This is a genomic window from Desulfomonilaceae bacterium, assembly GCA_041662605.1.
Taxonomy (GTDB): Bacteria; Desulfobacterota; Desulfomonilia; order Desulfomonilales; family Desulfomonilaceae; genus CAJBEZ01.
Genome location: JBAZSD010000025.1, coordinates 55,593 through 63,596, shown reverse-complemented (window position 1 = coordinate 63,596; position 8,004 = coordinate 55,593). Strand labels below are relative to the sequence as shown.

Here is an 8,004-nt window from a genome sequence, read left to right as displayed (position 1 = left end):
TAGCTTTGAACGCTGTCCCGTGATTCTTTCTACTTCCTTTAGCCATTTTTACTGCTCCTTCTGTTTTGATTAATTTAGAGCAGCTCTTGCACCTAAGCCAATGTCCTTTTTTCCTGGACCATTACTATACTTTGACTTAGATGAGGGGTATTTCCCTTGCATCGATGACGCCGCAATCAACGCCGGCGCACCTTGGGAGAACACCTATCCCCACAACACGTTCATTGAATTGCTCACTGAGATGGAGCGGGCCCTGGCGCGGCAAAATAACGGCAAGACGCTCTGGATAGAGGGCGCATACGGAACAGGCAAGTCACAATGCGCCTATGCCCTGCGAAAAATTCTTTCCGTACCCGAAAACGAACTCCGTGCCTACTGGGATAAGTATGACCCACTGAAAAAGAAAACTGACCTCCTTGAAAAACTGATTGGTCATAAAAAAAAGGGAATCGTAGTTGCCCATCGTTATGCCTCTGGTGGCATCATGTCAGTGCGAAACCTGTTATTCGCCATTCAAGAAAGCGTAAAATCTGCTTTTTTTCAGCAAAATGTGTCTTACCATGGAGAGAACACGCTTAAAGAGAGCATTATCGCTTGGTTGGAAGATAGTGACCACAAGCTAATGTTCGACAGCCTTTTGCAAAACTCTGACAAGGAATGGAGGGCATTATTTTCCCAATCCAACGCCGATGAAGTGCTGAACACGCTCCAAAAGAATGGCGAAGTTAAGTCTTTAGTGGATAATATCTTCTGTCTTGCAGATAAGGAGGGTATAACCGCACTGACCATTGATTCAGACAGACTGATTAATTGGCTGACGGACATAATCGACCGCAACAACTTAAGGATTGTCTTTATTTGGGATGAATTCTCCGATTACTTCAAGAACAACCGCGAGAGCCTTTCGGAGTTTCAAAGAATTGCCGCTTTGGTTCAGAATAAGCCCTTCTACTTCATTGTGGTGACACACGAGCGTCAGCAAATATATTTGGAAGACAACGACAGGGGAAATCAAGCTAAGGTAAGCGACCGCTTTAAATCAGTCCCCATTGCTCTGCCCGATAACATCGCATTCGATCTTATCGGTCACGCTTTCAACCCGAAGCCTGCCGCCAAACCTGGGTGGGACATTCTCGCCGAGGACCTGAACAACCGAGTCACTAATGCCCGCTCCAGGGTGATGGCCGTTGCGAAGATTGACGACGCACAGGTGATGAAGGACATTATGCCGCTTCATCCGATGGCCGCTCTGCTCCTAAAAAACATAGCCTCTGCGTTTAAGTCCAACCAGCGGAGCATGTTCGACTTCATTAAATCCTCTAACACGGACGATGTGAAGGCCTTCCAATGGTTCATTGAGAATACGGGTCCCTTTGACGACCACCAGCTTCTCACGGTGGATATGCTGTGGAACTTCTTCTATGAGAAAGGCAGGGATAACCTCACTTCAGACATTCGCCTGATATTGGACACCTTCCCGCAGCAGCAGAATTTGCGTGATGATGAGAAGGCTGTCCTTAAAGCTATCCTTATAATGCAGGCGATTGACCAACGGTTGGGCGGCACGATTGACCTTTTCAAGGCAACCGACCAGAACATAAGCTATGTCTTTGAGGGCATCACAGACTTAGAGGGAACGAAGTCCGCCAACCTTGCGAAAGGGCTTAAGGAAAAAGGCATCCTGGTTTCAACCCCGATAAGCGGTGGGCGGTATGCCTATGCAGCCGCCGTGCTTGCGGGAGACCAAGTCAAAATCGACAATCACAAGAAAGAAATACGACAAAACAGCACAACCTCGAAACTGGTGACAGAGGGTAGGCTTGCTACCGTCTTGTCGCTTTCGCCTGCTCTACGTCTGAGGTTTGAGTCCGAGTATGGAACTGGCAAAATTACACCCGTAACCATCGCAGACTTTACACGAACAATCAATATCCTGCGTGACAAAGCCTCGGGATGGAATTTCCACGCCGTTATAGCATTTGCCAAAGACGATGCGGAAGCTGCAAGCTTTCGTAAAACCTTTAAATCTGCGGTTGCGGATGAGCAATATGAGAACATCGTATTCATCGACGCGCTCTCTACACCGCTTGGTGCAGAGGCATTTGAGCAGTATGTAGACTTCACCGCTATGGCGATGTACTACCAAGGTAGCAACAACACGTCGTCGCGGGAAAGTTCGGATAAAGCAAAACGTGTCTTAGACCAAGAGTGGAAAAACCGTATCTACAACGGTCAGTTTGTCGTTCACACCTACGCAAATCAGGAGGGCGCGAAACTCGGCAACGTGCAAGGCGTAGCAAGCGTCCTCCAGACCATAGTAACGAACAAATTCCCGTATGTGTTCGATTTCGCCAAGAGCCTTACAGAAGGTCAACTAAAGTTAACCTCTGCAAAGGCATCAGCAAAGTGCGGCATATCGCAGGCCACAAGCGGTGTTGTTGTCGGTGTCGAGAAGCACGTCCTTCCGACCGTTTGGAAGATCGATAGGTATTGGGAAAACCATGCGACAGCGTCTTTGCGAATCTCGAAAATCAAAATCGCGGTAGACAAGCGCATTGAAGTCGCGTTTGCCAGCGACGGGCAGATTTCAATCGGCGAAATCTACGACTTCCTTGAGAAAAACTATGGCTTTGCGCCATGCAACCTCTCGTCGTTTATTGCCGGTTTCCTTTTGAAAGAGTACGGCAGTGAGCCGTTCCGCTACAGCGACTCATCCGGCGGTCACGAGCAGATGACGCAGGACAAACTTGCGGAGATGCTCGGTAACTACATCGGCAAGTCTCCGAAGCCGACCTATATCGTGAAGATGACATCCGACGAAATGGCGTTTTATGAACTTACCGAAAAGGCGTGGACGATACCCGCAAATTCATGTTCTTCCGCAGGACAGGCTGCCATAGCCGTGTCTACGAAAATGCGCGGTCTGAACCTGCCGGTATGGTGCCTTGAAGAAGTGGACACAGTCGACATCTTTGGTGTGGTTCAGAAGTACATTGAACTTGTCCAAAAAGAAGGCAACGAGGCCCACAAGAAGGCGGTTGAAATCGGAAAAATTGCGTCCGTTAATCCCTCGATCGCCGACAGCTTGTTCACCTTGCTCACAAGCGAGAACTGCCAGAATGGTATGCGCAAGTTTCTCCGCTCCTTTGAGGGCGGCAAAATTATGGAACTTGCAACAGTAATCGGTGCTGAAAACAATGTGCTTCCAGACATACGCCGCTTGTTTGGAGTTAAACACTCGTGCCTTTGGGATAAGCAGACAGGCGAGGACGAAATACGCAGGCTGCTGATCGATTACGGCGTGGTCAAAGAGAGCAACACAATTCTGAATGCTAATGCGCATTCCCTGACCGAGGCGTACAAAGACTGGCGCGAGCGTCTGAAGTTCATCGGCATCTCATGCGAGGCTCTGCGGGCTAAGTATCCCGCCTTGGGAAAAGTCCTCGTCACGCTCCTGAAAATCTGTAAGCAAGGAGATATCCTGCCCGAACAGTTGAAGGCGTTTAATACGGAGTTGGTGGCGCACGGCGACGAAATCCGAGAATTGCTAAACAACGACAGACGTACTTTTGCCGAGGTCTATGAGCCTTACCTTGAAGACCTGAGCCATGACGAAATCGCCGATGTGAAGAGCAAACTCCAGACAGGCTTGTTTGAGTTACCGAAAACTGATTGTAACGTTAAGGTGAAAGAAGCTGCCGGGGAGTTCCGCAAGAACCAGTTGAAATCTCAGCTCTTCCGCTTGTGGAAAGACAAGACAGGAACGAAAAACCCGCGTGAGTGGTCGAGCCGCTACAGGACTCCTATTCTATGTTGTGTCTCCGCGGCTGAATACGATAGAGCAAAGAAAGCGTTTGAAACCGTCAACCGAAGCCTTGGGACGGATTACGAAATCAAAACTGCTCTTGCGTTCCTCGAATCCACCACACTCTTCGGCATACTTGCGGATGAAGAGAAGCGGAACGCTGCATTCCAGTGGGATATTGTCGGCGAATACAGCACGTTGCTTCCTGACCTCGATAAGGTCAGGGACACGCTCGACCGCCTTTCCGTAGACATTTACGATTGGCGTGACAATCCGATGGTCAAGAGCAAGGTGAAGCAACTCGCCGAGGCAGAGTACAACGCCGGCGGCAGCGACAAGGTTCTCCTGAAAATCGACGCGATGGACGACACCCAATTGAAGCAGTACCTCAAACGGCTCGTCAAGGACAATATAACAGTCGGAATTGAAATACTGGCAAATGGAGACGGGAAATAGAATGCAAATTGACTCGGTAAAGAAATACCTGACATCCTCCGTCAATACGCCTTATTTCTTGTTCATCAGTGACGAGCAGTATATACCCGCAAAGGATGAGTTGTCGTCACTAGGGTTTGATTTTGTTCCAATGAGCCGTTTTTGTAACAACGACGACAGAATACCAGACATCGATGGACTCCTCACCTACATCCAAGCCGGAGACGGAAACGCAAACGGAAAAAAGTTCGTTGTAACTGGGCTTGGAGAGTTTCTTGCGCTTCGCGGAAGCGATGAGGCAACAGGCACCCTGTCACGTTTGAAAGACCATAATGTCGGCGGAGCAAAAGTCGTGTTGCTTCTGCGAGGGCTTGCAACGCTGATTGCTGAATTGCAGACCGACCCGCGCTTTGACAGCCGTCGGTTAAGCGTCGTCGACAAGGCGGAGTGCAACTTATCGTTTACCCTGGTCCCCCCGTCTATCGGATCGTCAGCGTTATCGGGTTTCAAAGCAACGCTTGCGGAACTCGAAAATGGGCGGTGTGGTGTTGTTGTCGTGAACACGGCTGTTAATCTCGATAAGGCGATATTTACGGTATTCCGAATCAGCAACGCCTACGAGGGTGTTAAGTTCTTAAGCAGGGGCTTTGCCTTGGCGCGTTCCTGCGGAAGCGATGATCGCTGGGCATGGTTGCTGGCAGAGCTCAACCAGAGCAACGGATCGCTCGACGGGCTTTTCGAAAAGCACAGCCTTGGCAATAACCTGGAGTCGGATTTTTATGCTCGCATTGCTGGGAGCGACTACCACAACTGGCTCTATTTTATTTGCCTGAAGAGCAAAACAGACACGTTGCAGAACGGATATCTTCGGTTCGTGCTGGACAAGACGAGTAGTTTTGAGGACTTTGCCAGGAATGTCCTGAACGCGATAATAGATATCCCGCACCTAGATAAGCGATTCCCCTCGTTTTATCGTGATCGCAAGACTCTGGTCGAGAAGTTCCCTGAGTCGGATATCGCAGACTTTGTAGTGAATAGCCGGCAAGTGGTGTCCGAAAGCATTTATAAGCTGACGGACGGAACTAAAGCGGAACGTGAAGAAATTATTGCCTGGCTCTCGAAAAACGACATGGTTCAGCAGCTTGATGGTATCTACCCCGTGCTGGCGGCCTACCTGAAGAAGTATCTTTTTAAATGCCCTGAACTCGCAGAGATGCTGACGGAGTATTTCGAGGCGTATAAACGGCAAAAGCTGGCTAACAACATTAAACCTGAATTCTTGGAAAAAGTTGATGAACTTGCTCTTTCGCGTAAGTTCAACCGACTGCCCACGCGAGACGAAATTATGGACGGTGTGGATAAGAACGATACCTTCCTGTACTGGCTTGATGCCCTTGGCGTTGAATACTTGAGTTTAATTGAAATCTTAGCGCAAAAATATGGTTTGTCGGTTCGAGTCAACATCGCCCGTGCGGCACTGCCCACTATAACGGCCATCAACCGAGGTTTCTTTGATGCATGGCAAGGTCGCAAATATAAGAACGATGAACTTGATAATACCAAACACAGTGACAAGGGCGGTTACAATTTCACTAATAATGCGTTGCCCATCCACCTTGCGAAAGAACTGGACATCATCACTGCAATGATAGACGAGGCGGCTACGAACCTTGCGCAAAGGCATTATAAACTTTTCCTAATTGTAAGCGACCACGGCTCATCTCGGCTTGCTGTCCTGCGCCGCAAAGAGGAAAAATACGACACCGATACTACAGGCGAGCATTCGGGGCGTTGCTGTAAGCTGTTTCAACCCTATGACCTCCCGTTCGCCGCAGAAGAGAATGGATACCTCGTACTTGCCGATTACGGGCGCTTCAAAGGCAGCCGAGCAGCGAATGTCGAGGTTCACGGTGGGGCATCGTTGGAAGAAGTCCTCATTCCCGTTATTGAACTGTCTCTGAAAGACAGAAGCATAACGGTTAAGCTGGTCGACGAAACCGTGACCGTAGACTTCCGAACCGGCACGGAGATTGAGCTGTTCGTCAACTCACCTGTAAAGAATGTTTCTGTTGTACTAAACGCGAAGCGCTACTCGGCCTCGCAGATAGACGCGAACCATTACTCAGTGAAATTGCCCGACACAAAACGGGCAGGCGAATATCCAGCGGACGTTTACGCGGGTGACGACCTCATTGACAAGATTACAATTAAGGCGCAAGGCAGGAGCGGCAAAGTCAATGACGCTTTTGATGACTTGTTTTAGAGGTCCTACTGATGATTGAGAAACTCAAGAATTGCTTTGACGAGATGGTTGTGTACAAAGACCTAAAGAAGAGCAACTTCTTCTCCGCTTTGAGCCTGCCTTCCTTTATGCGTGACTGGCTCTTAAAGAAGTTCGAGGACATGGACGGTTACTTCGATTCCGACGAGTTAGTTCGTTTTGTAAGAACTTACTTGCCGCGGAAGGACGACTGGACAGCAATAAAGAATCAGGTGGTAATCGAACACGAGCGAGTGAAGTTCCTCGCCAAGGTGTCGGTTGATATCGACATCAAGACGGGTGAGGTATCGTTTGCTTTGCCTGACTTTGGTTTGACGAGCAAGGACACAATTATTGAGGATTTCGTGTGGCAAGACTGCAAGGAGGACTTGATTCGAGGCCGTGAAACTTGGGGAATGGTTGAGATCGGCTACCGTGAGGCTGACAACTACGCTATTGAGTTTTCCAAAAACAAGGGAAAGAGTGCGGGCCGTGGAAAAATCAAGCTGACGGCCTTTAAGACTTTCTGCCCTTACACTATCGATATTGACTACTACAAAGAGGCACGTCGTGAGTTCACTACGAATGAGTGGCTCGATGTCCTGCTCGGTGCGGTTGACTACAACGCGAGTGGCTACCTTGGTGATGAGGAAAAGAAACTCACGATGCTCACCCGTCTCCTTCCGTTCGTTGAAAAACGGCTGAATCTTATAGAACTTGCCCCGAAAGGAACCGGCAAGTCATATCTGTTCGGCCGCGTCAGCCGCTTTGGATGGCTTTCGAGTGGCGGCGTTATGAGCCGTGCAAAAATGTTTTACGACCAGAATAAACGCGTCGAGGGTTTGGTTTCCGGAAACGACTTCATCACCTTTGACGAAGTGCAGACCATTTCATTTACCGATGTGGACGAAATGCGCGCCGCTTTGAAGGGCTACTTGGAATCGGGAATCTTCACCGTCGGCAACTACGAGGGAATCGCAGAAGCGGGCGTTATTCTCTGTGGCAACATCAAGAAAGAAACGATGGACGAGGATGGCTTTGGTAATATGTTTGAGGAACTACCTTCTGTGTTCCACGAATCGGCTTTGATTGAGCGTTTCCACGGCTTCATCAAAGGTTGGAATATTCCCAGAATGAACGACGACCTCAAGATTGCGGGTTGGGCGTTAAACTCGGAATACTTCTGTTCGATTATGCACGAACTGCGTGATGATATGAGTTACCGTGCCATTGTGGATGAACTCATCGAAGTCCCAGAAGCGGCAGATACCCGTGACACCGAGGCGGTCAAACGTATTGCCACGGCTTACCTAAAACTGCTGTTCCCGCAGGTTCGAAGCGCAAATGATATTACCGCCCGAGAATTCAAGCGTTATTGCCTCGACAGGGCGCGAAAGATGAGGGATACCATCAAGTACCAGTTGGGAGTGCTTGATGTGGAGTATCGCGGGAGAGACATCCCTACGTTCAGCGTCAGACCTGACCCCGAAGAAGCGGGGTGATT

At 49.3% G+C, this 8,004-nt stretch carries 3 protein-coding genes; all 3 read left to right on the top strand.

Features of this window, described 5'->3' with window-relative positions; translation table 11 throughout:
* Positions 1-100 precede the first annotated feature (100 nt).
* Genes WC647_16205 through brxL form a run of 3 tightly spaced genes read left to right on the top strand, consistent with a single transcriptional unit; the run spans position 101 to position 8,002 of the window.
* On the top strand, positions 101-4,261 hold the full coding sequence (locus tag WC647_16205; protein ID MFA6223849.1) for a hypothetical protein: 4,161 nt from the start codon (positions 101-103) through the stop codon (positions 4,259-4,261).
* Position 4,262: 1 nt separating this feature from the next.
* Positions 4,263-6,503, top strand: a complete 2,241-nt coding sequence (gene pglZ, locus WC647_16200; GenBank protein MFA6223848.1) for a BREX-4 system phosphatase PglZ — start codon at positions 4,263-4,265, stop codon at positions 6,501-6,503.
* Between the two features lie 11 nt (positions 6,504-6,514).
* On the top strand, positions 6,515-8,002 hold the full coding sequence (brxL, locus tag WC647_16195) for a BREX system Lon protease-like protein BrxL (protein MFA6223847.1): 1,488 nt from the start codon (positions 6,515-6,517) through the stop codon (positions 8,000-8,002).
* Positions 8,003-8,004 lie beyond the last annotated feature (2 nt).

Excerpts from the sequence above, each read along its gene's own strand:
- brxL (MFA6223847.1), top strand. The coding sequence starts at position 6,515 with ATGATTGAGAAACTCAAGAATTGCTTTGACGAGATGGTTGTGTACAAA.
- pglZ (MFA6223848.1), top strand. The coding sequence starts at position 4,263 with ATGCAAATTGACTCGGTAAAGAAATACCTGACATCCTCCGTCAATACG.
- WC647_16205 (MFA6223849.1), top strand. The coding sequence starts at position 101 with ATGTCCTTTTTTCCTGGACCATTACTATACTTTGACTTAGATGAGGGG.